Genomic DNA, 25661 nt, shown 5'->3' with positions numbered 1-25661 from the left:
GCGGCACACCCTCCAAATTCCACTGCACAGGAGATGTTCTGCGTGCAGACGCCTATCCCCGTAACCGTACTCACTGGCTTCCTCGGTGCCGGCAAGACTACCTTGCTCAAGCACATGCTCAAGGCCGAGCACGGCCTGAAGATCGCCGTGATCGAAAACGAATTCAGCGAGGCCGGCATCGACAGCCAGCTGCTGGGCGACGAGCCGGTGCAGGTGATGACCCTGGCCAATGGCTGCGTGTGCTGCAGCATCCACGGCGACCTGACCCGCGCCTTGTACCTGCTGCTCGAACGCCTGGATGCCGGCGAGATCGCCTTCGACCGCCTGGTAATCGAATGCACCGGCCTGGCCGACCCGGCGCCGGTGGCCCAAACCTTCTTCATCGACGAAGAGTTGCGTGAGCGCTACATCCTCGACGGCATCATCACCCTGGTCGATGCCGCCCACGCCGAGCTGCACCTGACCCAGACCATCGCCCAGGCCCAGGTCGGCTTTGCCGATCGCCTGCTGCTGAGCAAGACCGAGCTGGTCGAGCCCGCTGCGGTCGAGGCCCTGCGCGAGCGCCTGGCCCGCATCAATGGCAGGGCGGCGATCCGCGTGGTCGAGCATGGTCGCATCGACCTGGCCGAGCTGCTGGATGTGCGTGGTTTCAACCTCAACCCCGATCTGGGCGCGAACCTGAAGCCAGCGCTACGCCCGCTGCTCAAGCCCGCTACCCCGGACCGGATCTCCACCTTGGTGCTGCGCACGGAAAGCGCGCTGGACATCGACCGCCTCAGCGACTTCATGAACGAACTGCTGGAAACCCACGGCAAGCAGCTGCTGCGCTACAAGGGCGTGCTGAACATTGCCGGTGAAGCGCGCAAGCTGGTGTTCCAGGGTGTGCTCAAGCTCTATGGCTTCGACTGGGACGCCGAGTGGGCCGAGGGTGAAACTCGCGAGAGCGTGATGGTGTTCATCGCTGACGAATTGCCCGAAGCTACGATTCGGGCTGGGTTCGAGGCGCTGGCTGCGGGCTGAGCTGACGCGGCGTCTGGGCCTGGAACCACTGCGGCCATGAGCTGCGGTGGCGTGTCTCGAGCTCGATGCACGGGATCAGGCGCTCGGTCAGCAGCGCCGTCTGCCGCACCGCCTTGGCGGTGCGGTACTTGACGCTGTGGATGCATTCGCGGTCGCCGAACTCGCAGCGGTTCAGCGCGGTGCCGCCGCAGGGGCCGTTGGCCAGGCCCTTGGGGCAGGTTTCCGGGCAGATGTACAGGGTGTCTTCCAGGCGGCAGCGGCCACAGGTGTCGCAGCCTACCAGCGGGTGCTTCACCGCGTGTTCCACCTTGTGCAGCACCTGCGAGCCAAGGCGGGTAGCCCACATCGGTTGGCGCACGGCCCAGCCAAATGCCTTGCTCAGGCTATTGCGGCGGCTGAACAGCAGCGAATGCATGCCGTGCATCAGGTGATAGCGCGCTTTCTCCTTGAACGAAGCATCGACTCGTGACTCGCCCTGGCGCCAGCTTGCCTGCGGCGGATGGAAGCTGACTGCCGGCAGGCCGGGCATCTGCCAGCTGGCCTGCCAGGCCGGCGCCCATTGTTCCAGTGTGTGGATTTGCGCCTGCCAGTGCTCGATGCGTGCCTCCAGGGCCAGCAGTTGCTTGAGTTCATGAACCCCCGACAGATGCACGCCGGCGTAGCCCATCAGCTTCACGCCGATGATCTGCAAGGCCAGGCGGTCGACGCTGCGCGCCTGGGCAAAGGCCTTGGACTGCGCCGCTTCCGCTTCCAGCATGTCGCGCATGGACGGCGTGACGGTCACGCCGGCCACGTGCTCGAGCATCGTCGCACGCCCGTGGGTGAGGCTCATCAGGCAGGCCAGCATCGGCCTGGGCGTGGCCTGGCGGCTCATCCAGTGCATGGCTTCCTGGTGTTTGCCGGCATCGAAACCCAGTTGCAGGGTGAGAAAGTCGGCGCCCGCCGCCAGTTTTTTCTCGGCCTTGAAGTATTGGGCGCCGCCTTCTTCCTCGCAGTACTTGAACGGGTTGAGCGCCGCGCCAAGCAGCCAGTGCGGGCAGGCCTGGCGGGCGATCTGCAGGGCTGCGACCGATTCCAGGTAGCGTACCGGGCGCTGGCCGGGCTGGTGGCCGGGCAGGCGGTCGCCGGTAAGCAGCAACAGTTGGTCGAGGCCGGCGGCATCCATGCGTTGCAGTTGGGCGAGCAGGTGGTGGCGTTCGCGATCCTTGCCGGAGAAGTGCGGCAGGGCGGGTACCGGGTTGCTGAACGAGGCGAGGGCGTCCAGTGGCGACATGTCCAGCGGGCTGCCGACGCGGTCGCCGATTGCCACGGTCATCGGCCAGCCGCACAGGTGCGCACGGGCCAGGATCGCGTCCATGGCGGCGAAGCGTTCTGTGGAGGGCTTGGGGACGAACTCCATGACGCAGACGAAGGTGTTTTCGCGCAGCGCGGTTTTCAGCAGGCTCATGGGGCCGGGTACCTGGTTTGGTCAGGCTGGCATTGTGCGGCAGAAGGCGGGTGCGGTCATGTCCGGATGCGCAGGGTGGTGCTCTGAATGAGACATCCGGGTTTGCCTGTGCCGGCCCTTTCGCGGCTAAAGCCGCTCCCACAGGGTGGCGCGGTACCTGTAGGAGCGGCTTTAGCCGCGAAAGGGCCAGTACAGGCAGTACAAATTCACAAACATGAGAAAATCTTGAGTTCATCTCAAATTTAATGAGTTTGTCTCAAGATGCCGGCGCCGGGAAAATCCCCTCATTCATTTATGCATGCTGAGGGACAAGACATGGCACTGGCACACAACCTGGGCTTTCCACGTATCGGCCGCGACCGCGAGCTGAAAAAGGCCCAGGAAGCCTTCTGGAAGGGCGAACTCGACGAAGCCGGCCTGCGCGCCGTCGGCCGCGAGCTGCGTGCCCGCCACTGGCAGGTGCAGAAAGACGCCGGCATCGAACTGCTGCCGGTTGGCGACTTCGCCTGGTACGACCAGGTGCTCACCCACTCGCTGACATTCGGCGTGATCCCGCAGCGCTTCCGCAGCCACGACGCTGCCAGGCCCACTCTCCAGACCCTGTTCGCCATGGCCCGTGGCGCCGTGGGTGACAATTGCTGCGGCGGCGCGCACGCCCAGGAAATGACCAAGTGGTTCGACACCAACTACCACTACCTGGTCCCCGAATTCACTGTCGACCAACAGTTTGCCCTGAGCTGGGAGCAACTGTTCGAAGAAGTGGCAGAAGCCCAGGCCCTGGGCCATGCGGTCAAACCGGTGGTAATCGGCCCGCTGACCTACCTGTGGCTGGGCAAGACCAAAGGTGGCGATTTCGACAAGCTGGAGCTGCTCGACCGCCTGCTGCCGCTGTATGACCAGATCCTCAACCGCCTGGCTGCCCAAGGCGTGGAATGGGTGCAGATCGATGAGCCGATCCTGGCCCTGGACCTGCCTCAGGACTGGAAGAATGCCTACGAGCGCGTCTACAACATCCTTCAGCGGGCGCCACTGAAGAAGCTGATCGCCACCTACTTCGGCGGCCTGGAAGACAACCTGGGCCTGGCCGCCAACCTTCCGGTCGATGGCCTGCACATCGACCTGGTGCGGGCGCCCGAGCAGTACCCGACCATCCTCGACCGCCTGCCGGCCTACAAGGTGCTGTCGCTGGGCCTGGTCAATGGCCGCAACGTCTGGCGCTGCGACCTGGAAAAGGCGCTGGAGGTACTGCGCCATGCCCATGAGCGCCTGGGTGAGCGGCTGTGGGTGGCGCCGTCCTGCTCGCTGCTGCACAGCCCGGTGGACCTGGACCGTGAAGACCAGCTCGATGCCGAACTGCACAGCTGGCTGGCCTTCGCCGTGCAGAAGTGCCAGGAAGTGGCGCTGCTGGCCAAGGCCATCAATGCCCCGCACGCCGCCGACGTGGCCGCCGCATTGGCCCAGAGCCAGGCCGTGCAGGCCAGCCGCGCCGCTTCGCCGCGTATTCACAAGCCTGGCGTGCAGGCCCGCCTGGCAGCCATCAAGCCCGCTGACAGCCAGCGAAAATCAGCCTTTGCCCAACGTATCGTCAAGCAACGTGCGGGGCTCGACCTGCCGGCGTTCCCGACCACCACCATCGGTTCGTTCCCGCAGACCTCGGCGATTCGTCTGGCACGCCAGGCCTACAGGCAGGGCAAGCTGACCGAGGCCGATTACGTCGAGGCCATGCACAGCGAGATCCGCCATGCGGTGAAAATCCAGGAGGACCTGGGCCTGGATGTGCTGGTGCATGGCGAGGCCGAGCGCAACGACATGGTCGAGTACTTCGCCGAGCAGATCGATGGCTATGTATTCACCCGCTTCGGTTGGGTGCAGAGCTATGGTTCGCGATGTGTGAAGCCTGCGGTGATCGTTGGCGACCTGAGCCGGCCGAAGGCCATGACCGTGGAGTGGATCACTTATGCCCAGGGCCTGACCAGCAAGGTGATGAAGGGCATGCTGACCGGCCCGGTGACCATGCTGATGTGGTCGTTCCCGCGTGAAGACGTGAGCCGCGAAGTGCAGGCGCGCCAGCTGGCGCTGGCGATCCGCGACGAAGTGGTCGACCTGGAAGCGGCGGGTATCAGGATCGTGCAGATCGACGAAGCGGCGTTCCGTGAAGGCTTGCCGCTGCGCCACGGCGCCTGGGCCCATTACCTGGAGTGGGCCACCGAGGCCTTCCGCCTGTGTGCTTCGGGGGTGCGTGACGAAACCCAGATTCACACCCACATGTGCTACAGCGAGTTCAACGACGTGATCGAGTCGATCGCGGCGATGGATGCCGATGTGATCACCATCGAGACCTCGCGCTCCGACATGGAGCTGCTGGCGGCTTTCGAACGGTTCGCCTACCCCAACGAGATCGGCCCGGGTGTGTATGACATTCACTCGCCACGGGTGCCGACCCGTGAGGAAATGGTCAAGCTGCTGCACAAGGCTGCCCAGCGTATCCCGGCCGAGCGCCTGTGGGTCAACCCGGATTGCGGGCTGAAGACCCGCGGCTGGCCGGAGACCGAGGCAGCGCTGGTGAACATGGTCGCAGCTGCCCGCGAGCTGCGTGCCACCGCCTGATTTTTCGCTGGCTGTACCGGCCCTTTCGCGGGTAAACCCGCTCCCACAGGGTCCCCACTGGATTCAGCTTCAGTGGGGTTCCTGTGGGAGCGGGTTTACCCGCGAAAGGGCCAGGCCTGTTCAATTCAATCTGTGATCACCGCTCGATTGCCAGGGCCACGCCTTGCCCGCCACCAATGCACAGGGTTGCCAGGCCTTTCCTGGCGTCCCGCTTGATCATCTCGTGCAGCAGGGTCACCAGCACCCGGCACCCGGACGCACCAATCGGGTGGCCAAGGGCAATCGCCCCGCCATTCACGTTGACCCGCGTGGCATCCCATTCCAGCGCCTTGCCCACGGCCAGCGCCTGCGCGGCAAAGGCTTCATTGGCTTCGATCAGGTCCAGCTCGGCCAGTTGCCAGCCGGCCTTGTCCAGGCAGCGCTGGGTGGCCGACACCGGGCCGATGCCCATGATCGCCGGATCTACACCGGCACTGGCGTAAGCCGCGATCTTGGCCAGCACCGGCAGGCCCAGGGCCTTTGCCTTGGCGGCGCTCATCAGCAGTACGGCGGCGGCACCGTCATTCAGGCTCGAGGCGTTGCCAGCGGTGACGCTGCCGTCCTTCTTGAACGCCGGGCGAAGTTTGCTCAGGGATTCAGCGGTGGTATCCGGGCGTGGCTGTTCGTCCCGCGCGAACACCTTGGGTTCTCCCTTCTTCTGCGGCAGCACGATCGGGGTGATTTCATCATCGAAGCGGCCGGCTTCCATCGCCGCCACCGCCTTGCGCTGCGACTCGGCGGCGAAGGCATCCTGCTGCTCACGGCTGAGGCCGTACTGGTCCACCAGGTTTTCAGCGGTGATACCCATGTGGTAGTCGTTGAAGGCATCCCACAGGCCGTCGCTGATCATGCTGTCGATCAGCTGGCCATGGCCCATGCGCTGGCCGGTGCGGGCTGAAGGCATCACATAAGGGGCAAGGCTCATGTTCTCCTGGCCGCCGGCGATGACCACCTCGGCATCACCGCAGCGAATGGCCTGAGCGGCCAGGTGCAGTGCCTTCAGGCCCGAGCCGCAGACCTTGTTCAGGGTCATTGCCGGCACGCTGAAGGGCAGGCCGGCCTTGATCGCGGCCTGGCGTGCCGGGTTCTGCCCGGCACCGGCGGTAAGCACCTGGCCGAGGATGACTTCGTCGACCTGCTCCGGGGCCAGCCCGGTCTGTTCCAGCAGGCGCTTGATCACGGCGGCACCGAGGTCTACTGCAGGCACAGTGGCCAAGGCGCCCTGGAAGCTGCCGATGGCGGTACGGGTTGCGGCGACGATCACCACGTCGTTCATGTTGTTGTTCTCCGTGCGATGGGCGTAATGCCTCAAGCATCGGTGGCTTTGGCTCATTTGTTAAGTTTGTTTTTCTTTGCGATTGATGTGTAAAGCAAATGAATGAGCGCGAAGCGACCTGCGGAACTATGCTCAGGGATGCGCTATTACACTCATCTGGATGGGAGCACATGCCCATGCGTATATTGATCGCCATGACCCTCCTGATCGGCAGCAGCGCTGCATTCGCCGCCACCGAATGCACCACCGCTGACAAAAGCACCTGGCAGGATCAGGAAAAATTCCAGGCGCAGCTCAAGGAGCAGGGCTACAAGATCAACAAGTTCAAGGTCACCAAGGGTAACTGCTACGAGATCTACGGTTTCGACAAGGATGGCAAGAAGGTCGAGATCTACCATGACCCAGTGACGGGCAAGGCAGTCAAGACCGAGTACCACGATTGAACAGCGACGGCACGGTACAGCTGTGGGACCCCCTACTGCGGCTGTGCCACTGGTCTATCGCCGTGGTGTTCTTCGCCAACTACTTCTTCAACGAAGAGGGTGAAGACTGGCACCAGTGGCTGGGCTACTACGCACTAGCCGTTGTGGTGGTGCGTGTGGTCTGGGGCTTTGTCGGGCCACGCAGCGCGCGCTGGGCCGATTTCTGGCCATCCCCGGCAAGCCTGGTCGGACATGCCCGTGCGCTGCTGCATGGGGGGCTTGACCATCATATGGGGCATTCGCCGATTGGCGCCCTGGTGATGGTGCTGATGCTGACTTGCATCGCCGGCCTGGGCCTTACCGGATGGGCGTCGCAGGAGGTGGACGCACTGTTTGGTGTCGACTGGCCGATGGACCTGCACAGCTGGCTGGCCAACGCGCTGCTGGTGCTGGTTTGCGTGCATGTGCTGGCGGCCATCTACGAGAGTGTGCGCATGCGGGAAAACCTGCCGTGGTCGATGATCACGGGGCGCCGTCGGCACCGCGATTGACGTTGGCAGCCACTTCCCGGCTGAACCTGCTCCCACAGCTGCTGCGCAGCCCTCAAGATCTGCGCGGTCCCTGTGGGCAGGTTTACCCGCGAGGAGGCCGGCAGAGGCAAACCTCGGTTTTGAATCCCTTTGATCACCCCGTAATATGTGTCGGATAACCTGCGGGGGTAGTCTCACCCTCTGATCAACCGGAATCGCCCATGGCGGCGCTTCCCCCGGCATAAACCTGACGAGGTACAGACATTGGCCATCATTCATCCTAAGGTCCGCGGTTTCATCTGCACCACGACTCACCCGAAGGGCTGCGAGCTCAACGTCCGTGACCAGATCGAAGCCACCCGCAAGCTGGGCGTGCGCGAGGATGGCCCGAAGAAGGTTCTGGTCATCGGTGCTTCCAGCGGCTACGGCCTGGCAGCCCGCATCACCGCGGCGTTCGGCTTCAAGGCCGACACCCTGGGCGTGTTCTTCGAAAAACCAGGCACCGAGACCAAGGCCGGCACCGCTGGCTGGTACAACGCTGCAGCCTTCGACAAGTTCGCCAAGGCCGAGGGCCTGTACAGCAAATCGATCAATGGTGACGCCTTCTCCGACGAAGCTCGTGCCAAGGTCATCGAGCTGATCAAGAACGAAATGGGCGGCAAGGTCGACCTGGTCATCTACTCGCTGGCCTCGCCAGTACGCAAGCTGCCGCAGACCGGTGAACTGGTGCGTTCGGCCCTGAAGCCGATCGGCCAGCCGTACAAGTCGACCGCCATCGACACCAACAAGGACACCATCATCGAGGCCAGCATCGAGCCGGCTACCGAGCAGGAAATCGCCGACACCGTCACCGTCATGGGTGGCCAGGACTGGCAGTTGTGGATCGACGCCCTGGCTGGTGCCAACGTGCTGGCCGAAGGCGCCCGCACCGTGGCCTTCAGCTACATCGGCAGCGACATCACCTGGCCGATCTACTGGCACGGTGCGCTGGGCCAGGCCAAGCAGGACCTGGACGAAACCGCCCTGCGCCTGGACAAGAAGCTGGCCGATGAAGTCAAGGGCGGCGCCAACGTGGCGGTGCTGAAGTCGGTGGTTACCCAGGCCAGCTCGGCCATCCCGGTGATGCCGCTGTACCTGTCGATGGTGTTCAAGATCATGCAGGAGAAGGGTGTTCACGAAGGCACCCAGGACCAGCTGGACCGCATGTACCGCGACCGCATGTACCGTGCCGACGGCGCGCCGGCCGAGGTCGACGAGAAGGGCCGCCTGCGCCTGGACGACTGGGAACTGCGTGATGACGTGCAGGACGCTTGCAAGGCGCTGTGGCCACAGGTGACCACCGAGAACCTGTTCGAGCTGACCGACTATGCCGGTTACAAGAAGCAGTTCCTCAACCTGTTCGGCTTCGAGCGCGCTGACGTCAACTACGACGAAGACGTGGCTACCGATGTGAAGTTCGACTGCATCGAGCTGTAATCGCTGCCGGCCTGTACCGGCCCTTTCGCGGGTAAACCCGCTCCCACAGGGATCACTTCTAACTTGAGGGGAATGGAGTACCTGTAGGAGCGGGTTTACCCGCGAAGAGGCCGGTACAGGCTATAAAATCTTTGCTAGCTTTGGCGCACAACAACAGGGAATGTGCCATGAGCAGCCTCACCCAACCCGCCACTGCCTTTCGCCACACCACAGCCGACGGCTACAGCCTCGGCGGTTTCCGCTGGCGCCACGCCCGACCTGACCCCCAGCGCCCGCTGGTGATCATCAACGCTGCCACTTCGGTACGCTGCCACTACTACTCGCGTTTCGCCGACTACCTGTTCGCGCAAGGTTGCGATGTGCTGACATACGACTACCGTGGCATCGGCGAATCCCGCCCGGCATCGCTGCGTGGCTTCCAGGCATCATGGAGCGACTGGGGCCGGCTGGATTTCGAAGCCATGCTGGTGCATGCCGCAGAACATTTCCCCGGCCAGCCGGTGGACGTGGTGGGGCACAGTTTTGGCGGGTGCGCAGTGGGGCTGGCACCGTCGGCGAGCAAGGTTCGCCGGGTGGTGATGGTTGGCGCGCAATTCGCCTACTGGCGTGATTATGCGGCTGACCAGCGTTGGCAGCTGTTCTGCAAGTGGCATGTGGTAATGCCGCTGCTCACCCGCGTGTTCGGTTATTTTCCCGGCAAGCGCCTGGGTTGGCTGGAGGACACGCCATCCGGCGTGGTGCACGATTGGACCACCCGTACCCCGCGCTATGAGCACCGACCCAGCGGGCTTGCACTGGAGGCACTACCGTTCGCCCAGGTGCGGGCGGCGACGCTGGCCATCAGCCTGACCGATGACCCCTTTGGTACCGTGGCGGCGACCGAGCGTTTGCTGGGTTATCTGCAGGGCGCCGAGCGCCAGCACCTGCGTATTGCGCCTGTGGATATCTCGGTCGATGAAATTGGCCATTTCGCGTTCTTCCATGACCGCTTTCGCGAAAGGTTGTGGCCGGTGGCCTTGCAGTGGTTGCAGCAGGGTGGGTTGGCGGGTGAGGTCCCAGGAAGGATCATGGGTTGATGCTGTCTGCGCCGGCGAAAGGGCCGCGGAGCGGCCCCAAAATCTCAAGCCTTGCGCGCAAGCGGCAGCTCGGCGAACTTGACGCCCGCCAGCCCATGCTTGATCAGCGCCCGGATATTGCCATGGTCGCTGCCCTCGGGCGTGGCCACCACGTCACGGTAGTGCTCGCCAAAGGCCAGCAGCGCTTCCTGGTCGCTCAGCCCTTCCAGCAGCGCCAGGCCCAGGGTCTTGCACGAACCTTCGTTCTGCCCGGCTGCATTCGCCACGCCGCCATTGTCGAAGGCCTGTGGCTGGTAGCTGTAGTTGTCGGCAATGAACGCCAGGGTGTCGGCAAACACGTGTTGGCCGCTGGCCAGGCTGGCGCGCAGTGTGTTCAGGTCAGTCACGAGGTTTTCCTTTTTCGAACGCCGCTTGTTGGTCGGCGCTGGCTTCTTTCTGGTATTGGGCTTTCCACTCGGCGTAAGGCATGCCGTACACCGCTTCGCGGGCGTCATCCAGGCTCAGGTCGAGCTGGCGCTCGTCAGCCGCGGCCTTGTACCACTTGGAGAGGCAGTTGCGGCAGAAACCGGACAGGTTCATCAGGTCGATGTTCTGCACGTCGGTGCGCTTCTGCAGGTGTTCGATCAGGCGCCGGAACGCGGCGGCCTCGAGTTCGAGCTGTTGCTGTGGGGTCATGGGCTTCTCTCAGGTCATGCGGTTCTTCAGGTGGCGGCCACCGTTGATGACCACCTGGCTGCCGGTGCTGTACTGGCTGGCGAGCAGGTACTTTACCGTCTCGATCAGCGGGCCGGCGCCGGGTTCGAACTCCAGCAGGGCCTTTTTCAGGGTCTGCTGGCGGTAGGTTTCGTCACCCCCTTCCTTGAGGATCAGCAGCCCGGGCAGGATACCGTTCACACGCACCTTGGGCGCATATTTTTCGGCGAACGACAGCACCATGTTCTGCAACGCGGCCTTGGTCGCGGCGTAGCCGATGTGGCTTTTGCTGCCGCGCGAAGAGGTTTCGTCGCAAATGTGGATGATGTCGGCCTTTTCCACCTTGGCCAGCAGGTCGCCCAAGGCCAGGTTGAGGTGGTAGGGCGCTTCGACGTGAAGGCGGAACATGGTCTCGAGGTTGTCGAGGCCATCGTCGAGCCACAACGAGGCGTTGTGGATGACCGCGCGCAGGCCGTCGTAATGGTTGTGCAAGTAGTCGATCAGGGCCTGTCGATCGGCCAGCTGGCACAGGTCGGCCTGGAACTGCACGATGTTCGGGTGGGCCGCCTGTGGCTGGATGCTGCGGCTGGCACTGACCACCGTATGGCCGGCCTGTGCCAGTTCAAGGGCCAGGGCCAGCCCGACGCGCTGGCTGGCTCCGGTAACGAGAATGGGGCTGTTCATGTTCGGGGCGGTCAACTTGTCTGTCCTTTGGTTGCCGCCCAGCATACCCGAACTGTCTACCGCGTGTACGGCCTGGCCTCAGCGGCTGCGCAGGGCGCCGGCAGGGGCGGGGGACGCATGCAGCCAGCCGGCCAGCAAACGGGTGGACAGGGGGATGAACAGGTAGACCATCACCGGCGTCAGGCCCAGGGTGCTGAGCAGTACCCGTGGTACCAGGTCCAGCGCAGCGAGCCAGTGGCCGAACACCAGGTTGAACACCAGCGAGACCGGGAAGAAGGCCAGCCAGATGGCCACAGCCTGCTTCCAACGTGGTGGTTTTTGCACCATGTTGGTGCCAAACCAGTCGTCGATGCCGCTCACGCGCGCTTCCTTGGGGCGTTCGAAGAGCCCGTTCCCGCGTTGCAACCAGGCCCGACGCGAGGCGGAATGTTCCCAGGCATGCAGAGTAGGCTCGTCGCTGAAACGGAAGATGATCTGGAATTCGTCGCTGTCGTGGGGGGGCGCGAGGATGCCCGAGCCAAGGTAGCCGGGGAAGTCGGTGGCCAGCTGCTCGCCTTCATGCAGCCAGGCCAGCAAGTCCTGGTAGCGGCCATGGGCGGCGCGGCGCGACACCATCAAGGTGACGGGTGGGGCAGACATTGTGTATCTCCTGGCAACGGGGCTGGCGGGTAGCCGGCCCCTTTGGCTGAGTGGCCCGGGGTGGTGGGCGACACAGGCATGCATGCAAGAATCGGGCGCGGATTATCGCCCATCCGCGATCTTCGGCAACTGTAAGCCGGCAAACGGTTGCGCCCCAGCGTCTGGTATTGCCGTAGTAGACTAGGTGTTCAACTTGGACACACAGGGAACCCCGTGCAGATGAACGAACAGGGACTGAATCCGGTAATCGATGCGGGCCTCGCGCAGGACCTGTTTCCGATCCGTGAGGTTTCCCGCCTGACCGGCGTCAATGCCGTGACCTTGCGCGCCTGGGAGCGCCGCCACGGTCTGATCCAGCCAACCCGCACCGACAGCGGCCACCGCCTGTATTCCCAGGCCGACATCGATGACATCCGCCGCATCCTTGGCTGGCTGGAGCGCGGCGTGGCGGTAAGCAAGGTTGCCAGCATCCTCGCGCGCGACCATGCCCGTGCCGGGCAGGCAGGTGGCGCGACGGGCGCCTGGGGGCGCTGGCAGCAGCAGATTCGCCAGGCGTTACAACGTTTTGACCTTGTCGGCCTGGACCGCCTGTTCGACGAGGTATTTGCCGCCTGCACCCTGGACCAGGTATTCAGTGAAGTGTTCATGCCGGTGTGGCATGACCTGGCGGCCGGTCAGGGCGGCTACGGGCAGGCCAGCGAGTGGCTGTTCCTCGATCAGTTCCTGCGTGGCCGGGTGTATACCCGCTTGCAACTCGCCCGTGCGCCGCGCAGCCGCATGGTGCTGCTGGCGCCATTGCCGGGGCAGTGCCACGAGTTGGATTTGCTGGTGACCAGCCTGACCTTGGGCAGCGATGAAGTTGGCGTGACGCCACTGGCGAGCGGGCAGCCGCTGGCAGAACTGGCACTGGTCTGCGAACGCCTGAAACCGGATGCCCTGGTGCTGTTTTCCCATCAGCCGCCCACGGCGGAGCTCACACGGCGGCTGACGCGCCTAGTGGCAGGGCTGGAGTGCCCGTTGTTACTGGCGGGTGAAGCGGCGGAACTGGCACAGGACAGCCTGGCTGGCAGCCCGATCGCTTGCCTGGGTGCGCAGGGTAGCGTGATGCGCCAGCGTTTGCGGCAGTTTCTGGCCGGTCAGTTCGATACCTGAGTGTGTAGCTCGGGGTGGGCCCGGCGATGGGCCTGGAGGATGTAGTCGCGCAGGCGTTCGATCTCTTCGGCCGGGCTTTGGCTGAGGTCGTAGGCTGCCAGGTCCGGGCCGATGCGCCGGCCCAGCACGCCATGCAGTTCGATGGGGGGGATGCCATCAGGGGCGAAACGCAATTCGAAGTGGGCTGGTGCCGCTGGCAGGCCACGGACTTCCAGCAATGTGCCCTTGAACGAGATCTCGCGAACCCACAGGCCAGTTTCCTGCCCATGGGCATCGAGCAGTGCGCTCGGCTTCTCCATCGACAGGCGCCAGGGGCGCAGCATGGGGCCGTCCTCGTAGATTTCCGGTGAGCCCAGTTGCAGGTGCAGGGCGTGGAACTCGTCTTCCACCAGTTGCAGCGGGAAGCTGATTTGCTGGTTGTTGAACTGGGCCTGCAGAGTTACCTGCTCGTTGGCCACCAAGCGGGTGAGCAAGCTCTGGATGCGATGGTCGCCATTGACCAGCAGGCTCGACATGGGGTCGGCCAGGTTCAACTGCGGCGTATGCTGCATGTTCTGTATGAAATCCAGCTCGTCCTGGGTCAGGAGCGCTTCTGCTTGCATGATCGAACTCGATGGCGATTTCTTCAACGGGATTGACCGTGCGTGGCGAACTTGGTTCAGGTGCGTTCGTCGGGTTTCTGACGAACGCGCAGTTGTGCCAGTTCCCGCTCCAGTTCGACCTGGCGAGTGACGTCTTTCTGGATACCGATGAAATAGGTGCGCTGTTCAGTGTCGTGCCTTACCGGGGTGATCGACAGTTCGTTCCAGAAAGGGCTGCCATCCTTGCGGTAGTTGCGCAGCACTTCGCGGCACGGGCGGCCTTCGGCCAGGGCCTTGCGGATGCGGGCGCGGCCAAGCTGGTCGCGATCGTCGGCCTGCAGGAAGCGGCAATCCTGATAGAGGATTTCGTCACGGCCGTAGCCGGTCAGGCGTTCGAAGGCCGCGTTCACGTAGATGAGGATGGTGTCGTCGCCTTCCTGTTCGGCGACCACGATGCCGTCGTTGGACGCATCGACCATGGATTGCAGTAGTTGCGCATTGATCATGTTCGGGCCATTGAGTGAACAAAGGTGCGAAGCAGGGTTGAGGATGGTGACTTTGGTAGAGGCGGCCTTTTGCCAGCGCCGGATGCTAGTATCCTACGTTTTCACTCAGTTTCGGAATCCTCTACCCGATGAAAGTCGCCATTATTTCCGGATCGGTCTACGGCACCGCCGAAGAAGTCGCCCGTCACGCTGAATCGCTGCTCAAGGCTGCTGGCCTGGAGGCCTGGCATGCGGCGCGCGCCACCTTGCAGGACCTTGAAGGTTTCGCCCCCGACGCCTTGCTGGCCGTGACCTCGACCACTGGCATGGGCGAACTGCCGGACAACCTCATGCCGTTGTATTGCAGCATTCGCGATACCCTGCCTGCGGCCTGGCGTGGCCTGCCGGGTGCGGTGATTGCCTTGGGCGACAGCAGTTATGGCGATACCTATTGCGGTGGAGGCGAGCAGATGCGCGAACTTTTTGCCGAACTGGGCGTGCGCGAAGTGCAACCGATGTTGCGCCTGGATGCCAGCGAGACGGTGACTCCGGAGGCGGATGCAGAGCCTTGGTTGGCTGAGTTGGTGAGTACACTTAAAGCCTGACGGGTATTTTTCGCCTGTACCGGCCTCTTCGCGGGTGAACCCGCTCCCACAGGTACTGCACAGATTTCAGAGGCTGTGGTGTTCCTGTGGGAGCGGGTTTACCCGCGAAGAGGACGGCAAGGGCAACTCATCCCTTGCTGCCGAGCACCGGCCACCCGCTCACCAGTGCCAACCACGCCTGCGCCGCCCGTGACAGATACGCCCCGCGCCGCCAGATGAACGCGATATCCCAACGCAAATCTGCCGGCGAGCGCAGCGGCAAGCGCACCACACCGGGGCGCTCCAGCGCTTTCGCCACCACACGGGGCAGCAACACCACGCCCTGGCCCGCCGCTGCCAGCGCTGCGAGGAAATCCGCCTGGCCACTGCGCCCGCCTTCCTTGGGGGTAAAACCCTGCTGCTGGCACGCCTTCAGCAGCCGGTCATTGAGCACGAAGCTGCGTTGGTAAAGCAGGAACGGCGTATCGGCCAGCTGCCGCAGATCTACCACTTCCTGGCCTGCCAGCTCGTGCCCGGCAGGCAACAGGGCATCCATTGGCTCGTTGCAGAAGGGCTGGTAGTCGAACGCCTCGTCACTGGGCGTCAGGCTGCCACCCAGTTCCAGTTCGCCACTCCTGACCGCCTGTTCGATGCTGCGGCTGCCGCCTTCGAGCAACTGGATCGCGATGTTCGGGTGACGCCGCCGATATTCGGCGAACAACCCGGCGAACAGCGCGTCGCTGCCCAGCATCGGCAAGCCCAGGCGCAGCTCACCGCGGCCCATCTGGCTGAGGTCGTCCAGTTCGCTGAGCAGTGCCTGACGCTGGCGCAGCAAGGCTTCGCCACGCTCCAGCACGATGCGCCCGGCAGCGGTCAGGTGCAACTGCGAGGCCTGGCGCTCCAGCAGCGGCTGGCCCACATCTTGCTCCAACTGAGCCACCTGCTTGCTCACCGCCGACTGGCTGATGTGCAGGGTCTGCGCGGCCTGGGTAAAACCGCCGCGGTGGACCACTTCGATAAAGCTGCGCAGCTGTTTGAATTCCATGATCACCATTCCATTCTGGAATGGTGTTCAGTCTAACAATTCGCTTCTGGCCTAGGCAGCCAAATCTTAAAATGAGGGCCTGTAGAGGAACCCCCCATGAAACCCGCGTTGTTGAAAAAAGCCCTGCGCCTGCTCGTCGAGTTGGCGATCCTCTGTGCTCTGTTCCTGCTCGGTGGCCAGCTTGCCACTTGGCTGGGCTGGCCGATTCCTGGCGGCGTGATGGGCCTGGCATTGCTGCTGTTGCTGTTCGCCTCGGGTGTGCTCAAGCCGGCCATGCTGCAACTGGGCGCCGGCTGGCTGATGGCTGAGATGCTGCTGTTCTTCATCCCGGCGCTGATGAGCCTGCTCGATTACGGCGCCCTGATTCGTGACGAGGGCTGGCGCATCCTGCTGGTGATCGCCGTGAGCACCCTGATGGTAATGGTTGTGACCGCGTTGACCGTGGAACTGGTGTGCCGCTGGAGGTTGCGCCATGAGCCTTGAACCTATGCCGCTGTTCTGGCTGGCCCTGACCTTGCTGGCGTACCTGGGCAGCCGCTGGTTGTACCGGCGCAGCGGGCGCTACCTGCTGTCGCCGCTGATCCTGGTGCCGGTTTTGTTGCTGGCGGTGGCCGTGCCGCTGCACACCGCCTATGCCGAGTACGCCCGCAACACCCACTGGCTGATGAGCGTGCTTGGCCCGGTGACCGTGGCCTTCGCGGTGCCGATCTGGCAGCAACGGGCCATGCTGGCGCGCCACTGGCCGGCACTGATGGTGGGCATGGTCGCCGGCAGCAGCGCTTCGATCGCCAGTTCCTGGGGGTTGGCTCATATGTTGGCGCTGGACAGCGCGACCAGCCTGTCGCTGGTGCCGCGTTCGATCACCACGCCCTTTGCCATGCCATTGGCCCATGACCTGGGTGGTGTACCGGAGCTCACGGCGGTGTTCGTGATGTTCACCGGCGTGCTGGGCGCCATGTTCGGCGGTGTGCTGCTGCGCTGGTTGCCGTTGCGCACGCCGCTGGCGCGGGGCGCGCTGTTCGGCGTGGGCGCCCATGGTGCCGGTGTCAGCCGGGCACAGGAGGTAGGCCGCGAAGAGGGCTCGGTGGCCGGCCTGGTCATGGTCCTGACCGGGCTGCTGAACCTGTTCGCGGCACCGCTGCTGGCCATGCTGCTCTGACCGTTCGTGCCACTGACTCGCCAAGTCATCAAGCTGGCTGGCAACGCAAGTTCCAGCCCATGGGCTGCTGGCTAGACTCAGCCTCGACATAGAGAGCACATGTAAGTGCCGAGGTGACATGCAATGACCGCAGCCTTGCTCTATTCCGCCAACACCACTTCACCGGGACCGTTCTGATGCCCATGGCCGAAATTCCATTGTGCGTCTGGCGTACCCGGGGACAGAGTTTCAGCTTCCGGGGCCAGAGCATCCGCTACTGGACCGCAGGGCAAGGAGAGCCCCTGCTTCTGTTGCACGGTTTCCCCACCGCCAGCTGGGATTGGCACTACCTGTGGGGGCCTTTGGCCCAGCGCTTCCGGGTTATCGCCTGTGACATGCTCGGCTTTGGCGATTCGGCCAAACCGGTCGATCACGTGTATAGCCTGATGGAGCAGGCCGACCTGCAGCAGGCTTTGCTCGCCGAGCTGAAGGTCGACCAGCCGGTGCATCTGTTGGCCCATGACTACGGCGGCAGTGTGGCCCAGGAAATGCTGGCGCGGCATCATGAACAGCGCGCCAGCATTGCCAGCTGCGTGTTCCTGAACAGCGGGCTGTTCCCCGAAAGCTGCCGCATGCTGCTGGTACAGAAGCTGTTGCTCAGCCGCCTGGGCTGGCTGGTAGGGCGCTCGTTCGGTCGCGACGACCTGGTGCGCAACTTGACCCAGGTCTACGGCCCTTGCACCCACCCCAGTGAAAGTGCGCTGGATGACTGCTGGAGCCTGATAGCCGCCAACCGTGGCACGCGCATCCTGCACAAGCTGGTGGGTTACATGCCAGAGCGCAGGTTGCACCGGGACCGCTGGGTTGGCGCGATGCAGCACGAAGGCGTGCCGCTGCGCTTTATCAATGGCGTGGACGACCCGCTTTCCGGCGCACACATGGTGGAGCGCTACCGGCAACTGGTGCCGGAGCCGGACACCGTGCAGTTGCACGGCATCGGCCATTACCCGCATACCGAAGCGCCGGTGCAGGTGCTGCGCCATTACCTGGCCTTTCGTGAACAACCGTTGAGCTGTTTCCAGCAGAAAGTGGCGTGGTCCTGACAGGGCCTCATCGCCGGCAAGCTGGCTCCCACAGGTACAGCGCATGCCTGGAGGCCGGCGCGGTTGGTTTGGGAGCTGGCTTGCCGGCGATGGGCCGCAAAGCGGCCCCGTAACCATCGTGCTGCGTTATTGCCAGGCATTCAGCCTGCGTGAGCTTGATTGTCCACCCGCCGCTGGCGGCAGACACTCGGCCTACCTGAATCTGCCTGGAGCCATGAGCATGAGCGAGCCTGTCTGTCTGCAAGATCGCGTGGTGATAGTCACCGGAGCCGGGGGCGGCCTGGGCCGTGCCCATGCGCTGCTGTTCGCTGCCCGTGGTGCGCGGGTGGTGGTCAACGACCTCGGCGGGTCCACCCACGGTGAAGGTGCCAGCGCCTCCGCCGCCGACCGAGTTGTAGCGGAGATCCGCGCCGCTGGTGGCAGTGCCATTGCCAACCATGATTCGGTCAGCCAAGGCGCGCGTATTGTCGAGCAGGCCCTGGACAGCTTCGGCCGGGTCGATGTGCTGGTGAACAATGCCGGCATCCTGCGTGACAAAACCTTCCACAAGATGGAAGACAGCGACTGGGAGCAGGTGTATCAGGTGCATGTCGAGGGGGCTTACAAGGTCACCCGCGCCGCCTGGCCGCACCTGCGTGAGCAGAACTGGGGGCGGGTGATCTTCACCGCTTCCACATCCGGCATCTACGGCAACTTCGGCCAGGCCAACTACGGCATGGCCAAGCTGGGCCTGTATGGGCTGACACGTACCCTGGCGATCGAAGGGCGCAAGCATGGCATCCTGGTCAACGCCATCGCCCCCACGGGTGGCACCCGCATGACCGAAGGGTTGATCCCGCCCCAGGTGTTCGAGCGGCTCAAGCCTGAGCTGGTCAGCCCGCTGGTTGTGTACCTGGGCAGCGAGCAGTGCCAGGGCAGTGGTGAGTTGTTCGAAGTGGGTGGCGGTTGGGTGGGCAAGGTGCGTTGGGAGCGCAGCCTGGGGGTAGGCTTCGATCCGCGTGAAGGCTTTACTCCGGAGCAGGTGGCGGAGAACTGGGCACGGATTGGCGACTTCGACGGGGCAGTGCACCCACAGGACAGCTTGCAGGCGTTGCAGCAGATGATGGCGAACTTGCAGAAGTATCCGCTGGGCTGAAACTTGTATGCCTGTGCTGACCTCTTCGCGGGTAAACCCGCTCCCACAGGTACACCACAAGCCCCTGGGGTAGTGATATCTCTGTGGGAGCGGGTTTACCCGCGAAGAGGCCAGCACAGGCGAAGAAATTTTCAGGGCAGATAAAAAAGGCCGCTGCAAGCCGCAGCGGCCAATCGAGACGTCAGATCAAGGAGCTTCAAAATCTACGTCGGTGAACCTCGCAGGCCTGAAAGGCGGGGGGGAGAGCCCTTCATGCCGGCCAGTGAGGTAAGAATAAGCGCCTGATCCTGCAGGAAAAATAGCCGCTTATGACATTCACCTTTACGTATCGGGCAATAGTGCCGAAGGCGCTCAGTTGGCGGGCGAATAGCCCATGCGCCAGCTGGTTTCCCGTGCTGCTGCCAGCAACCGTTGCGCCGCCGGACCATGCTCGTCGGCATGGAAGATCGAGGTCGGCCCGACCACCGTCATCACCGCGGCGATCTGCCCCATGGCATTGAACACCGGGGCCGACAGCGCATCCACGCCCGGCATCAACAGCCCGTGCACATGGTGCAGGCCACGTTCACGAATGCCCGCCAGTACTGCCTGGTAGTCGGCGGCGCTGTGCTGCAGGGCGGCCAGTTCCCGGTCACGCAACTCCACGGTCTCGCGCTCGGGAAGATAGGCGGCGAACACCAGCCCGGTGGACGAAGTGAGTAGCGGCAGAACCGAGCCGATCTGCGTTACCACCGTGACCGCGCGTACTGCCGGCTCGATGCTGACCACTGTCGCGCCTTGGTTGCCCCATACGGCAACGAAGCAGCTCTCGTTCAGTTCATCGCGCAGCTGTGACAACGGCAGCGCGGCAATCTTCAGCACATCGATACTACCCAGCGCCGCCAGCCCTACCCGCAGAGCCTCGCGCCCCAGGCCGTAATGGTTGGTGGCCGCATCCTGTTCGGCAAAACCGCTGGCGATCAATGCCTGAAGGTAACGGTGCACCTTGCTCGCTGGCATCTGCACATGTTCCGCCAGGCGCGACAGAGAGGTGGACGGGGAGAGCTCGGCAAGAGCCTTCAGGATGTCGGTGCCGACCTCCGCCGAGCGGACTTTCTGCTTGCCGTTGTCGGCGGGGGAGCTGGCTTTGGCCATGGACATCTTCTTCCGGATTCGTCGAGTCGCGCCTTTATAGCTTGACGCATTGCCCGTAGCAAATTACGTTATTCGTAATCTGATTACGATAAAAACAATGCAGACGCGCTGCCACCCCGCCCCGGGCCAGCAGCCAGCTGCCAGCAACGGCTCGGCCAGAGCCCGGAGGCATCGATGAATCGCGATACGTCACCCGACCTTCACTACCTCAGCGGCTTCGGCAACGAGTTTGCCAGCGAAGCGCTGCCTGGGGCCTTGCCGGTCGGGCAGAACTCGCCGCAGAAGGCGCCCTATGGGCTGTATGCCGAGCTGCTCTCGGGCACGGCGTTCACCATGACCCGCAGCGAGCTGCGCCGCACCTGGCTGTATCGTATTCGTCCGTCTGCCTTGCACCCGCGTTTCGAGCGCCTGGCGCGTCAGCCGCTGACCGGCCCGCTGGGGCCCATCACTCCCAACCGCCTGCGCTGGAACCCCCAGCCGATCCCCGTCGAACCGACCGATTTCATCGAGGGCTGGCTGCCCATGGTGGCCAACGCCGCTGCGGAAAAACCGGCCGGCGTGAGCATCTACATCTACCGCGCCAACCGGTCGATGGAGCGGGTGTTCTTCAACGCCGACGGTGAACTACTGCTGGTGCCGCAACAGGGCCGCCTGCGCATTGCCACCGAACTGGGGGTGATGGAAGTCGAGCCGCTGGAAATCGCGGTCATCCCGCGTGGCATGAAGTTTCGCGTCGAACTGCTCGACGGCGAGGCCCGCGGCTATATCGCCGAAAACCACGGCGCACCGCTGCGCATCCCGGACCTGGGCCCGATAGGCAGCAACGGCCTGGCCAACCCGCGCGACTTCCTCACCCCTGTGGCGCACTACGAAGAGGCCGATGGCCCGGTGCAGCTGGTGCAGAAGTTCCTGGGCGAACATTGGGCCTGCGAACTGCAGCACTCGCCGCTGGACGTGGTCGCCTGGCACGGCAGCAACGTGCCGTACAAGTACGACCTGCGTCGCTTCAACACCATCGGCACGGTCAGCTTCGACCACCCGGACCCGTCGATCTTCACTGTGCTGACCTCGCCGACCAGCGTGCATGGCATGGCCAACATGGACTTCGTGATCTTCCCGCCACGCTGGATGGTGGCCGAGAACACCTTCCGTCCACCATGGTTCCACCGCAACCTGATGAACGAGTTCATGGGCCTGATCAATGGTGCCTACGACGCCAAGGCCGAGGGCTTCCTGCCGGGTGGCGCCTCGCTGCACGGGGTTATGAGCGCCCATGGCCCCGACGCCGAAACCTGCGAAAAGGCTATTGCTGCCGACCTGGCACCGCACAAGATCGACAACACCATGGCCTTCATGTTCGAGACCAGCCAGGTGCTGCGCCCGAGCCTGCAAGCCCTTGAATGCCCGCAGTTGCAGGCCGACTACGATAGTTGCTGGGCCACCTTGCCGAGCACCTTCAACCCGAACCGGAGATAACCCATGAATCAGACCGCCATTGCCCGTAGCTGGGTCGAGCACGCCAACGGGCACAGCGACTTCCCGCTGCAGAACCTGCCGTTGGGCATCTTCAGCCGGCCGGGTGAAGCCAAGCGCTGTGGCGTGGCCATCGGCGACGCGATCCTGGACCTGGAGGCGGTGCTGGCCGCCGGCCTGTTCGACGGTGCAGCCAAGGCCGCGGTCGAGGCCACCCGTGGTGGGGTCTTGAACGCATTCTTCGCCCTCGGCCGCGGTGCCCGCGTTGCCCTGCGCGAGCGCCTGCTGGTGCTGCTGGGCGAACACAGTGAACATAAGGCGGCTCTGCAGGCCGCACTGTACCCGGCAACCGCCTGCCAGCTGCATGTACCGGCGCAGATCGGTGACTACACCGACTTCTACGTGGGCATCGAGCACGCCAAGAACGTGGGCAAGCTGTTCCGCCCCGACAACCCGCTGCTGCCCAACTACAAGTACGTGCCGATCGGTTATCACGGCCGCGCCTCGACCATCCGCCCATCCGGCACCGATGTGCGCCGGCCCAAGGGCCAGACTCTGTCGGCCGGGCACACCGAGCCAAGCTTCGGCCCCTGCGCGCGCCTGGACTACGAGCTGGAGCTGGGTATCTGGATCGGCCAGGGCAACGACATTGGCCAGGCGATCCCGGTAGGCGATGCCGCCGAGCACGTGGCTGGCCTGTGCCTGCTCAACGACTGGTCGGCGCGCGATATCCAGGCCTGGGAATACCAGCCGCTGGGGCCGTTCCTGTCCAAGAGCTTCATCACCACCATCTCGCCTTGGGTAGTTACCGCCGAAGCGCTTGAGCCGTTCCGCTGTGCCCAGCCGTCACGCCCGGAGGGCGACCCGCAGCCACTGTCGTACCTGCTGGACAAGCGCGACCAGGCCGCAGGTGCATTCGATATCGAGCTTGAGGTATTGCTGCTGACCGAGCAAATGCGCGAGCAGGGCCTCGCCCCGCACCGCCTGACCCTGAGCAACACCCGCAGCATGTACTGGACCGTGGCGCAGCTGGTCGCGCACCACAGCGTCAACGGCTGCCAGCTGCAACCGGGCGACCTGTTCGGTTCGGGCACGCTGTCGGGCGCCACGCCAGGTTCGTTCGGCAGCCTGCTGGAGATAACCGAAGGTGGCAAGCACCCGGTGGAACTGGCCAGTGGCGAGGTGCGCAAGTTCCTCGAAGACGGCGACGAGATCATCCTGCGTGCCCGCTGCGTGCGTGAGGGCGTGGCCAGCATCGGTTTCGGCGAATGCCGCGGCAAGGTCGTCGCGGCCAACTGAGGAGGCAGGGGCATGGAGCTGTACACCTATTACCGTTCCACCTCGTCCTACCGGGTACGCATTGCTTTGGCACTGAAGGGGCTGGGTTACCAGTCCCTTCCGGTCAACCTGCTGCAGGGCGAACAGCGCGGCGCGGGTTATGTCGCGGTCAACCCGCAGGGGCGCGTTCCGGCGTTGCGTACCGATGGCGGTGAGCTGCTGGTGCAGTCGCCGGCGATCATCGAGTACCTGGAAGAGGTTTATCCACAACCTGCGCTGTTACCGGCCACGGCCGAGGCGCGTGCCAAGGTGCGGGGCGTGGCGGCGATCATCGGCTGCGATATCCATCCGCTGCACAACGTCAGCGTGCTCAACCGGCTGCGCCAGGCCGGCCAGGACGAAAGCCAGGTCAACCAATGGATTGGTCACTGGATCAGCCAAGGGTTGGGGGCAGTTGAGCAACTGATAGGCGATCATGGCTTCTGCTTCGGCGATGAGCCGGGCCTGGCGGATGTCTATCTGATCCCGCAGTTGTACGCGGCCGAACGTTTCAACGTCGACCTCGACAGCTTCCCGCGCATCCTTCGGGTTGCCGCCCTTGCGGCCGAGCACGCGGCGTTCGCCCAGGCCCACCCCGCCCGGCAGCCGGACAGCCCGGCTCAGTGAATGGAACGGTTCGCCGCCGGAAGCTTGCCGATACGTTCGGAAAGCTTCAGGCGCTGGACCGGGTCCTCTGTCAGCAATAACGCATGCTCCAGATCGAAGCGCTCGGCCTGCGGGCAATCCAGATGCTGGTATAGCGAAGCGCGAGTCACATAGTCGCTGACCTGCACCGGGCCCAGTTGCATGACCCGCTCGGCATCGATCAGTGCCGCCAGGTGGTTGTCGTTGCTTATATGCAACTGGCGCAGGTTGCGTGACAGGCGTTGCAGCATCTGCAGCGGGCTGGCACTGCGCATGTGCTCGGCAGTCAGCGCTACATGCGGGCCGAACTGGCGAGCCAGCAGCTCACGGCAGTCGTTGGGGTAGAGACGCCGGCCGCCACAGGGGTCAAGCAGGTGATCGGCACCCGGCACGCGCAGCAGGAAATGGCCAGGGAAGCCTACGCCCTCAAGGGGTATGGACAGACGCCGGGCCAGTTCCAGGGCGAGGATGGCAAGTGTCAGCGGTTGGCCACGTCGGCGTTGCAGCACCTTGTCCATCATCGCGGCATGCGGGCGCAGCGGGTGATATTCATCCTGCTGGAAGCCCAGGGCATTGAGTTGGCGCAACAATGGCTGTGCCAGTTCGCACAGCGGCAGCATCGGCAGATTGGTGCTTATCTCACGCTGCAGGTCATGCAGCTTGGCAAGGCTGGCCGCGGGCTCGACGCTTCGGTCGTGCTCGGCAGCAATCCATAATGCGGCTTCCAGCAGGGCGACGGGCTCGCGTTCCAGGCAGGCCAGGCAGGCTTGACGTGGCTTCATGGGGCTTCTCCACACACGCTTGAGTATTAGCCGCGGTGCGCGGTTTCGTCCAGTGGTCCGGCGGCGCTACCAGCCCAAGGGCCGTGCCTATACTGGAAAGAGCACCTCGTAGGGGAGCCTGTCGATGTTCGCGCTGATGCAAAGCACCCGTACCCAGTCGCTGCACTTGTTCACCGATCCGCCTACCGGCCTGAAGGCTGTGGTGGTGATCCACAGCGAGCAGTTGGGCCCCGCCATGGGCGGTTGCCGCTACCTGCCTTATGCCGATGATGAAAGCGCCATGACAGACGCCATTCGCCTTGCCCAGGGTATGAGCTACAAGGCGGCGCTGGCTGGCCTGCCATTGGGGGGCGGCAAGGCGGTGATCATGCGCAACCCGCATGTGGAAAACCGTGCCGCGCTGTTCGAGGCCTTCGGCCGCTTCATCGACACCTTGCAAGGGCGCTTCATCATCGCCGTGGACAGCGGCACCTCGACCCTGGACATGGACTGCATTGCCCAGAGCACACCGCATGTGACCAGCACCACGGCCTCGGGTGACCCCTCCCCGCATGCGGCGATGGGGGTTTTTGCCGGCATTCGTGCCACCACTTCGTTCCGCCTTGGCAGTGATGACCTGCAAGGGCTTCGGGTTGCGGTGCAAGGGCTGGGCAATGTCGGTTATGCGCTGGCGGAGCAACTGCATGCGGCGGGTGCTGACCTGCTGGTGAGCGACCTGGACCCCGGGCGGGTGCGGCTGGCGGTGGAGCAGTTCAATGCCCATCCGGTGACCAACGATGCGTTGATCAGCACCCCTTGCGACATCTTTGCCCCTTGCGGTGTGGGGCCGGTGTTGAACGGGCAGAGCGTGATGCAGTTGCGTTGTGCGGCCGTGGCGGGGGCGGCGAACAACCAGCTGACCACCTTGCAGGTAGCCGACCAGCTGGAGTCGCGCGGGATACTGTATGCGCCCGATTACGTGATCAATGCCGGTGGGTTGATCTACGTGGCACTTACCCATCGTGGCGAAGACCTGGGCAACATCACCGCGCACCTGGCGCGGATACCTTCACGGCTGACCGAAGTGTTTGGCCATGCACAGGCAGAGAAGCGCTCGCCGGCGCGGGTGGCGCAGATGTTGGCAGAGCGGTTGCTCTACGGCTGAGGGGCGATACCGGCTTTGCTGGCCTCTTCGCGGG

General features: G+C 64.0%; 27 protein-coding genes. 16 read left to right on the top strand and 11 right to left on the bottom strand.

Features of this window, described 5'->3' with window-relative positions; all coding sequences use genetic code 11:
• Window positions 1-42 precede the first annotated feature (42 nt).
• The gene (yjiA, locus tag MJ643_RS10905) at window positions 43-1020 is read left to right on the top strand and encodes a GTPase (protein ID WP_208209249.1); all 978 of its coding nucleotides are present in this window, start codon (window positions 43-45) and stop codon (window positions 1018-1020) included.
• Here yjiA and MJ643_RS10900 read toward each other — a convergent pair.
• The gene (locus MJ643_RS10900; protein ID WP_023661105.1) at window positions 980-2467 is read right to left on the bottom strand and encodes a methylenetetrahydrofolate reductase C-terminal domain-containing protein; all 1488 of its coding nucleotides are present in this window, start codon (window positions 2465-2467) and stop codon (window positions 980-982) included. The two genes, yjiA and MJ643_RS10900, sit on opposite strands and share 41 nt — an antisense overlap.
• A gap of 315 nt (window positions 2468-2782) precedes the next feature.
• Here MJ643_RS10900 and metE point away from each other — a divergent pair, with 315 nt between their 5' ends.
• Window positions 2783-5074 (top strand): 5-methyltetrahydropteroyltriglutamate--homocysteine S-methyltransferase, encoded by a 2292-nt coding sequence (gene metE / locus MJ643_RS10895; protein WP_013974207.1) that lies wholly within the window; start codon window positions 2783-2785, stop codon window positions 5072-5074.
• 136 nt (window positions 5075-5210) lie between these two features.
• Here the strand turns inward: metE and MJ643_RS10890 are convergent, their stop codons facing one another.
• Window positions 5211-6389, bottom strand: a complete 1179-nt coding sequence (locus MJ643_RS10890) for an acetyl-CoA C-acetyltransferase (RefSeq protein WP_023661199.1) — start codon at window positions 6387-6389, stop codon at window positions 5211-5213.
• Window positions 6390-6565: 176 nt separating this feature from the next.
• Here MJ643_RS10890 and MJ643_RS10885 point away from each other — a divergent pair, with 176 nt between their 5' ends.
• The 4 genes from MJ643_RS10885 (at window position 6566) to MJ643_RS10870 (ending at window position 9893) form a co-directional block, all read left to right on the top strand.
• On the top strand, window positions 6566-6832 hold the full coding sequence (locus tag MJ643_RS10885) for a PepSY domain-containing protein (protein ID WP_024087737.1): 267 nt from the start codon (window positions 6566-6568) through the stop codon (window positions 6830-6832).
• Window positions 6829-7362 carry a cytochrome b/b6 domain-containing protein gene (locus tag MJ643_RS10880; protein ID WP_023661197.1) on the top strand — a complete coding sequence of 178 codons (534 nt, stop codon included), beginning with the start codon at window positions 6829-6831 and terminating at the stop codon, window positions 7360-7362. Before MJ643_RS10885 ends, MJ643_RS10880 begins: the two co-directional genes overlap by 4 nt.
• 243 nt (window positions 7363-7605) lie before the next feature.
• Complete coding sequence (gene fabV, locus MJ643_RS10875) at window positions 7606-8817, top strand: enoyl-ACP reductase FabV (RefSeq protein ID WP_023661196.1); 1212 nt, start codon at window positions 7606-7608, stop codon at window positions 8815-8817.
• A 167-nt stretch (window positions 8818-8984) separates the two neighbouring features.
• Window positions 8985-9893 (top strand): alpha/beta fold hydrolase, encoded by a 909-nt coding sequence (locus MJ643_RS10870; RefSeq protein ID WP_023661195.1) that lies wholly within the window; start codon window positions 8985-8987, stop codon window positions 9891-9893.
• Window positions 9894-9937: 44 nt separating this feature from the next.
• On the opposite strand, the gene MJ643_RS10865 is transcribed toward MJ643_RS10870, so the two are convergent.
• From MJ643_RS10865 to MJ643_RS10850, 4 genes are read right to left on the bottom strand one after another with little or no spacing between them, the layout of a single operon-like run.
• On the bottom strand, window positions 9938-10279 hold the full coding sequence (locus MJ643_RS10865) for a HopJ type III effector protein (RefSeq protein ID WP_003260709.1): 342 nt from the start codon (window positions 10277-10279) through the stop codon (window positions 9938-9940).
• Complete coding sequence (locus tag MJ643_RS10860; RefSeq protein WP_013974201.1) at window positions 10272-10568, bottom strand: DUF1244 domain-containing protein; 297 nt, start codon at window positions 10566-10568, stop codon at window positions 10272-10274. Before MJ643_RS10860 ends, MJ643_RS10865 begins: the two co-directional genes overlap by 8 nt.
• A gap of 9 nt (window positions 10569-10577) precedes the next feature.
• The gene (folM, locus tag MJ643_RS10855) at window positions 10578-11315 is read right to left on the bottom strand and encodes a dihydromonapterin reductase (RefSeq protein ID WP_013974200.1); all 738 of its coding nucleotides are present in this window, start codon (window positions 11313-11315) and stop codon (window positions 10578-10580) included.
• Window positions 11316-11348: 33 nt separating this feature from the next.
• Window positions 11349-11909, bottom strand: coding sequence for an antibiotic biosynthesis monooxygenase (locus MJ643_RS10850; RefSeq protein WP_208209248.1), 561 nt, complete (start codon window positions 11907-11909; stop codon window positions 11349-11351).
• A gap of 219 nt (window positions 11910-12128) precedes the next feature.
• On the opposite strand from MJ643_RS10850, the gene MJ643_RS10845 reads away from it, so the two are divergent.
• Window positions 12129-13061, top strand: coding sequence for a MerR family transcriptional regulator (locus MJ643_RS10845; RefSeq protein ID WP_024087735.1), 933 nt, complete (start codon window positions 12129-12131; stop codon window positions 13059-13061).
• Here the strand turns inward: MJ643_RS10845 and MJ643_RS10840 are convergent.
• Both MJ643_RS10840 and MJ643_RS10835 read right to left on the bottom strand, forming a co-directional pair.
• Window positions 13046-13663, bottom strand: coding sequence for a hypothetical protein (locus tag MJ643_RS10840; protein WP_038410142.1), 618 nt, complete (start codon window positions 13661-13663; stop codon window positions 13046-13048). The genes MJ643_RS10845 and MJ643_RS10840 overlap by 16 nt on opposite strands.
• A gap of 56 nt (window positions 13664-13719) precedes the next feature.
• Entirely contained in the window at window positions 13720-14148 is a 429-nt protein-coding gene (locus MJ643_RS10835; protein ID WP_013974196.1) for a PAS domain S-box protein, read from the bottom strand.
• Window positions 14149-14276: 128 nt separating this feature from the next.
• Here MJ643_RS10835 and MJ643_RS10830 point away from each other — a divergent pair, with 128 nt between their 5' ends.
• A complete protein-coding gene (locus MJ643_RS10830; RefSeq protein WP_013974195.1) occupies window positions 14277-14732 on the top strand; it encodes a flavodoxin in 456 nt (151 codons plus the stop codon).
• A gap of 127 nt (window positions 14733-14859) precedes the next feature.
• Here MJ643_RS10830 and MJ643_RS10825 read toward each other — a convergent pair whose 3' ends face one another.
• Entirely contained in the window at window positions 14860-15756 is an 897-nt protein-coding gene (locus MJ643_RS10825; RefSeq protein WP_024087733.1) for a LysR family transcriptional regulator, read from the bottom strand.
• Window positions 15757-15852: 96 nt separating this feature from the next.
• On the opposite strand from MJ643_RS10825, the gene MJ643_RS10820 reads away from it, so the two are divergent.
• The 4 genes from MJ643_RS10820 to MJ643_RS10805 all read left to right on the top strand — a co-directional run bounded on the left by MJ643_RS10820 (window position 15853) and on the right by MJ643_RS10805 (window position 19132).
• Window positions 15853-16239 (top strand): CidA/LrgA family protein, encoded by a 387-nt coding sequence (locus tag MJ643_RS10820; protein ID WP_013974193.1) that lies wholly within the window; start codon window positions 15853-15855, stop codon window positions 16237-16239.
• Window positions 16229-16915 carry an LrgB family protein gene (locus MJ643_RS10815; protein ID WP_024087732.1) on the top strand — a complete coding sequence of 229 codons (687 nt, stop codon included), beginning with the start codon at window positions 16229-16231 and terminating at the stop codon, window positions 16913-16915. The genes MJ643_RS10820 and MJ643_RS10815 overlap by 11 nt, the downstream gene beginning before the upstream one ends.
• Before the next feature lie 176 nt (window positions 16916-17091).
• The gene (locus MJ643_RS10810) at window positions 17092-17997 is read left to right on the top strand and encodes an alpha/beta hydrolase (RefSeq protein ID WP_024087731.1); all 906 of its coding nucleotides are present in this window, start codon (window positions 17092-17094) and stop codon (window positions 17995-17997) included.
• Window positions 17998-18217: 220 nt separating this feature from the next.
• Window positions 18218-19132, top strand: coding sequence for an SDR family oxidoreductase (locus MJ643_RS10805; RefSeq protein ID WP_024087730.1), 915 nt, complete (start codon window positions 18218-18220; stop codon window positions 19130-19132).
• Between the two features lie 351 nt (window positions 19133-19483).
• On the opposite strand, the gene MJ643_RS10800 is transcribed toward MJ643_RS10805, so the two are convergent.
• Window positions 19484-20266, bottom strand: coding sequence for an IclR family transcriptional regulator (locus MJ643_RS10800; RefSeq protein WP_023661854.1), 783 nt, complete (start codon window positions 20264-20266; stop codon window positions 19484-19486).
• A gap of 174 nt (window positions 20267-20440) precedes the next feature.
• On the opposite strand from MJ643_RS10800, the gene hmgA reads away from it, so the two are divergent.
• The 3 genes from hmgA to maiA are packed head-to-tail and all read left to right on the top strand — an operon-like array spanning window position 20441 to window position 23683.
• Complete coding sequence (gene hmgA, locus MJ643_RS10795; RefSeq protein ID WP_013974188.1) at window positions 20441-21742, top strand: homogentisate 1,2-dioxygenase; 1302 nt, start codon at window positions 20441-20443, stop codon at window positions 21740-21742.
• Window positions 21743-21745: 3 nt separating this feature from the next.
• On the top strand, window positions 21746-23038 hold the full coding sequence (fahA, locus tag MJ643_RS10790; protein ID WP_013974187.1) for a fumarylacetoacetase: 1293 nt from the start codon (window positions 21746-21748) through the stop codon (window positions 23036-23038).
• Between the two features lie 12 nt (window positions 23039-23050).
• Window positions 23051-23683: a maleylacetoacetate isomerase gene (gene maiA / locus MJ643_RS10785; RefSeq protein WP_013974186.1), complete on the top strand. Its 633-nt coding sequence runs from the start codon at window positions 23051-23053 to the stop codon at window positions 23681-23683.
• On the opposite strand, the gene MJ643_RS10780 is transcribed toward maiA, so the two are convergent.
• On the bottom strand, window positions 23677-24483 hold the full coding sequence (locus tag MJ643_RS10780) for a tetratricopeptide repeat protein (protein ID WP_013974185.1): 807 nt from the start codon (window positions 24481-24483) through the stop codon (window positions 23677-23679). The genes maiA and MJ643_RS10780 overlap by 7 nt on opposite strands.
• 124 nt (window positions 24484-24607) lie before the next feature.
• Here MJ643_RS10780 and MJ643_RS10775 point away from each other — a divergent pair, with 124 nt between their 5' ends.
• Window positions 24608-25627, top strand: coding sequence for a Glu/Leu/Phe/Val dehydrogenase dimerization domain-containing protein (locus MJ643_RS10775; RefSeq protein ID WP_013974184.1), 1020 nt, complete (start codon window positions 24608-24610; stop codon window positions 25625-25627).
• Window positions 25628-25661: the final 34 nt, after the last annotated feature.

The sequence above is a fragment of the Pseudomonas sp. PNPG3 genome (assembly GCF_023093815.1).
GTDB classification, from domain to species: domain Bacteria; phylum Pseudomonadota; class Gammaproteobacteria; order Pseudomonadales; family Pseudomonadaceae; genus Aquipseudomonas; species Aquipseudomonas asiatica.
This window is presented reverse-complemented; position numbering and strand designations above follow the sequence as displayed.

Bases quoted from the DNA above. Each gene is read 5' to 3' on its own strand.
- MJ643_RS10900 (WP_023661105.1), bottom strand. From the start codon at position 2,467: ATGAGCCTGCTGAAAACCGCGCTGCGCGAAAACACCTTCGTCTGCGTC.
- metE (WP_013974207.1), top strand. From the start codon at position 2,783: ATGGCACTGGCACACAACCTGGGCTTTCCACGTATCGGCCGCGACCGC.
- MJ643_RS10890 (WP_023661199.1), bottom strand. From the start codon at position 6,389: ATGAACGACGTGGTGATCGTCGCCGCAACCCGTACCGCCATCGGCAGC.
- MJ643_RS10885 (WP_024087737.1), top strand. From the start codon at position 6,566: ATGCGTATATTGATCGCCATGACCCTCCTGATCGGCAGCAGCGCTGCA.
- MJ643_RS10870 (WP_023661195.1), top strand. From the start codon at position 8,985: ATGAGCAGCCTCACCCAACCCGCCACTGCCTTTCGCCACACCACAGCC.
- MJ643_RS10860 (WP_013974201.1), bottom strand. From the start codon at position 10,568: ATGACCCCACAGCAACAGCTCGAACTCGAGGCCGCCGCGTTCCGGCGC.
- folM (WP_013974200.1), bottom strand. From the start codon at position 11,315: ATGCTGGGCGGCAACCAAAGGACAGACAAGTTGACCGCCCCGAACATG.
- MJ643_RS10850 (WP_208209248.1), bottom strand. From the start codon at position 11,909: ATGTCTGCCCCACCCGTCACCTTGATGGTGTCGCGCCGCGCCGCCCAT.
- MJ643_RS10845 (WP_024087735.1), top strand. From the start codon at position 12,129: ATGAACGAACAGGGACTGAATCCGGTAATCGATGCGGGCCTCGCGCAG.
- MJ643_RS10840 (WP_038410142.1), bottom strand. From the start codon at position 13,663: ATGCAAGCAGAAGCGCTCCTGACCCAGGACGAGCTGGATTTCATACAG.
- MJ643_RS10835 (WP_013974196.1), bottom strand. From the start codon at position 14,148: ATGATCAATGCGCAACTACTGCAATCCATGGTCGATGCGTCCAACGAC.
- MJ643_RS10830 (WP_013974195.1), top strand. From the start codon at position 14,277: ATGAAAGTCGCCATTATTTCCGGATCGGTCTACGGCACCGCCGAAGAA.
- MJ643_RS10825 (WP_024087733.1), bottom strand. From the start codon at position 15,756: ATGGAATTCAAACAGCTGCGCAGCTTTATCGAAGTGGTCCACCGCGGC.
- MJ643_RS10820 (WP_013974193.1), top strand. From the start codon at position 15,853: ATGAAACCCGCGTTGTTGAAAAAAGCCCTGCGCCTGCTCGTCGAGTTG.
- MJ643_RS10815 (WP_024087732.1), top strand. From the start codon at position 16,229: ATGAGCCTTGAACCTATGCCGCTGTTCTGGCTGGCCCTGACCTTGCTG.
- MJ643_RS10810 (WP_024087731.1), top strand. From the start codon at position 17,092: ATGCCCATGGCCGAAATTCCATTGTGCGTCTGGCGTACCCGGGGACAG.
- MJ643_RS10805 (WP_024087730.1), top strand. From the start codon at position 18,218: ATGAGCGAGCCTGTCTGTCTGCAAGATCGCGTGGTGATAGTCACCGGA.
- MJ643_RS10800 (WP_023661854.1), bottom strand. From the start codon at position 20,266: ATGGCCAAAGCCAGCTCCCCCGCCGACAACGGCAAGCAGAAAGTCCGC.
- hmgA (WP_013974188.1), top strand. From the start codon at position 20,441: ATGAATCGCGATACGTCACCCGACCTTCACTACCTCAGCGGCTTCGGC.
- fahA (WP_013974187.1), top strand. From the start codon at position 21,746: ATGAATCAGACCGCCATTGCCCGTAGCTGGGTCGAGCACGCCAACGGG.
- maiA (WP_013974186.1), top strand. From the start codon at position 23,051: ATGGAGCTGTACACCTATTACCGTTCCACCTCGTCCTACCGGGTACGC.
- MJ643_RS10780 (WP_013974185.1), bottom strand. From the start codon at position 24,483: ATGAAGCCACGTCAAGCCTGCCTGGCCTGCCTGGAACGCGAGCCCGTC.
- MJ643_RS10775 (WP_013974184.1), top strand. From the start codon at position 24,608: ATGTTCGCGCTGATGCAAAGCACCCGTACCCAGTCGCTGCACTTGTTC.